Annotated in this window: 1 protein-coding gene; it reads right to left on the reverse strand. The window is 79.0% G+C overall.

Annotation, left to right across the window (positions count from 1 at the left end; all coding sequences use genetic code 11):
- Window positions 1-548: 548 nt before the first annotated feature.
- Window positions 549-2,873 carry a heavy metal translocating P-type ATPase gene (locus tag LG632_RS29845; RefSeq protein ID WP_226731052.1) on the reverse strand — a complete coding sequence of 775 codons (2,325 nt, stop codon included), beginning with the start codon at window positions 2,871-2,873 and terminating at the stop codon, window positions 549-551.
- Window positions 2,874-3,095: the final 222 nt, after the last annotated feature.

Consider the following 3,095-nt stretch of genomic DNA (forward strand, 5'->3'; position numbering starts at 1 on the left):
TGTAGCCCGGGGCAGTGGGGCGAGCCCTGGCGGCGGGGGCAGCGGGACGGCCGGGTCGGCACTGGCTGTCCGGGCGGCCTGGGCAGGCAGTCCGCTTCGGTCCGGGCGGTCGGGGCCGGACCGGGCGGTCGGGGCGGACCGGGCGTTGGACGGCTCGGTCCAGGCAGTCGGGGCGGCCGGGGCCGGGTGGCGGGGTCAATCCCGGCGCCCGGGCCGGTCCCGGTCAGTTGTGGCGGTCGGTCGATTCGGAAGATCGGACCCAGGCGGCCGGACCAGTCCGGCGCTCGGGGCCGTCCGGACAGTCGAGGCCGGCAGCCCGGACGGTCGGGACCGACAGCCGGGACGGTCCGGGCGGCCAAGGTGGGCGGCCGGGCCCAGCCCGGCGCCCCGGCCGGTCGGGAGGTCGGGGCCAGGCGGTCGGGCCGGTCCCGGCGCCCTGGCCGACTGCGGCGGTCTGGGCGGGCCGGGCGGGAGCCCGGGCGGTCGGGGCGGGTCGGGCGGGAGCCCCGGCGGTCGGGGCGGGTCGGGCGGGAGCTCGGGCGCTCGGGTCAGTCCGGGTGGCGGAGGAGGCGGAGGGCGTTGGCCACCACCAGGAGGGTGGAGCCCTCGTGGGCCAGGACGGCGGGGCCGATGCCGAGGCCGAGGACGGTGGCCGGGACGAGTACGGCCACCAGGCCGAGGCTCAGCCACAGGTTCTGCCGGATGATCCGGCCGGCCTTGCGGCTGAGGCCGGTGACGAACGGCAGCCGGCGCAGGTCGTCGGACATCAGCGCGATGTCCGCGGTCTCCAGCGCCACGGCCGAGCCGGCCGCGCCCATCGCCACGCCCACCGTGGCCCCGGCCATGGCGGGCGCGTCGTTGACGCCGTCGCCGATCATCGCCGTACGGCCACCGGCCCGCAGCCGGGCCACCTCGGCGACCTTGTCCTGGGGCAGCAAGCCGCCGCGCACCTCGTCCATGCCGACGGTCCGGCCCACCGCGTCGGCCACCCGCTGGTCGTCGCCCGACAGCATCACCATGCGGGTGACGCCGAGCCGCCGCAGGGCGGCGACGGTGGCCACCGCCTCCGGGCGCGGCGCGTCCATGAGTGCCAGCGTGCCCAGGTGGCGGTCGCCGCGCCGGACGACCATGGTGGTCCGCCCGGCCCGGGCCAGCTCCTGCGTGCGCTCGCGCAGGGACGGTGGCACCGGCGGCCCGGCGAGGGACTCCAGGTGGGCCAGGCTGCCGATGTGGACGGTCTCGCCGCCGAGTTCGGCGGTGACGCCCCGGCCGACGAGGGCCCGTACGCCCGTGGCCTCGCCGAACCGGTCCGGTGCGGCGGCGTCCAGCAGGGCGGGGGCGTCCCGGACGACGGCCTGGGCGAGCGGGTGGTCGCTGCCCCGCTGCACGGCGAGGGCGGTGCGCAGCAGCTCGTCGCGGCCGACGCCCTCGGCGGGCTCGACCTCGGTGAGGCGGGGGCGGCCCTCCGTCAGCGTGCCGGTCTTGTCGAACGCGACGGTCCGGAGCCGGCCGAACTCCTCCAGTGGCGCGCCGCCCTTGATCAGGACGCCGCCGCGCGCGGCCCGGCCGACGGCGCTGAGCACGGCGGCGGGCGTGGCGATGGCCAGGGCGCACGGGCTGGCCGCGACCAGGACGGCCATGGCGCGGTAGAAGGTGTCCGTGAAGGGCTCGCCGGTCAGGGCGCCGAAGCCCAGCAGCGCGGCGACGAGCGCGAGCACCGCCGGCACGAAGACGCGCTGGAAGCGGTCGGTGAACCGCTGGGTCGGGGACGTGCGCCGGTCGGCCTCCTGGACCATGCGGACCACATGGGCCAAGGTGTTGTCGCGGGCGAGTCGGGTGACGACGACCTCCAGGGCCCCGGCGCCGTTGACGCTCCCGGCGAAGACCGTGCCGGCCGGGTCCTGGGCGGCCGGATTCGCCAGCGCGGCGGCGCGGTCGGCGACCGGGGCCTTGTCGGCGGGGACGCTCTCGCCGGTGATCGGCGACTGGTCGACGCTGCTCGTCCCCGCGACGACGAAGCCGTCGGCGGGCACCCGGGTGTGCGGCCGGACCAGCACGGTGTCCCCGACCGCCAGCTCCTCCACCGACACCTCGACCGCGCCCGCCGCGGACACCCCGCCCGCGGTCGGCGCCGGGCCGGACCCCGCCGCCGACACCCCCACCGCCGTCGCGACCGACACCCCGACATCGGCCGCCACCGACTCCTCGCCCCCGGTCGGCGCCGGTGCCCCGGCCACAGGCGGCACCCCGACCCCCGCCACGGTCGGCACCCCAGCCGCCGCCGACGCCCGGCCCCCGCCCACCGCCGACACCCGGCCTCCACCCGCCGCTGACACCACGACATCGGCCGACACCGACACCTCGGCCGCCGCCGACTCCTCGCCGCCGGTCGGCGCCGGTGCCCCGGCCGCAGGCGGCACCTCGACCCCAGCCAGGGTCGGCTCCCCAGCCGCGGCCGATACCCCGAGCCCGCCCATCGCCGACACCGTCGGCGCCGGTGCCTGCGTCGCCCCCGCCCCCGTCGCCACTGGCATGACGCCGCCGCCGTCGGGCTCGCCGGCTCGGTGGAGGCGGAGGGCGGTGCGGGGGGCCAGGTCGGCGAGGGACTCGATGGAGCGGCGGGCCCGGGCCAGGGCGTAGCCCTCCAGGGCGTGGCCGATGCTGAAGAGGACCAGCAGTACGGCCCCCTCCTCCCAGCGGCCGATCGCGGCGGCACCCGCCGCGGCGACCAGCATCAGGAAGTCCACCTCGAAGCGGCCCCGCCGGACGCTCGTGAGGGCCTCGCGGAGGGTGAAGAACCCGCCGAAGGCGTAGGCGGCCAGGAACAGGCCGAACGACACCGCACCGCCGTTGCCCGTCAGGTCCAGGCCCAAGCCGGTCAGGTAGGCGGCGAGCGCCAGCCCGGCGAAGGCCTGCTCGGCGCGCTCGCCCAGGAGCCCGTGCCCGTGGCCCGACCCCCGTCGCAGCCCACCGGCGGCGTCCCGCCCGGGCCGAGACCCCGACCCGGGCCCCGACCCGGACCCCGACCGGGGCCCGGGCCGAGACCCCGCCGCCGCGGCGGCCGTAGCCGTGGCCGAAGGCCCGGCCTCGTCCAC

It is taken from the genome of Streptomyces antimicrobicus (genome assembly GCF_020532625.1).
GTDB classification, from domain to species: Bacteria; Actinomycetota; Actinomycetes; order Streptomycetales; family Streptomycetaceae; genus Streptomyces; species Streptomyces antimicrobicus.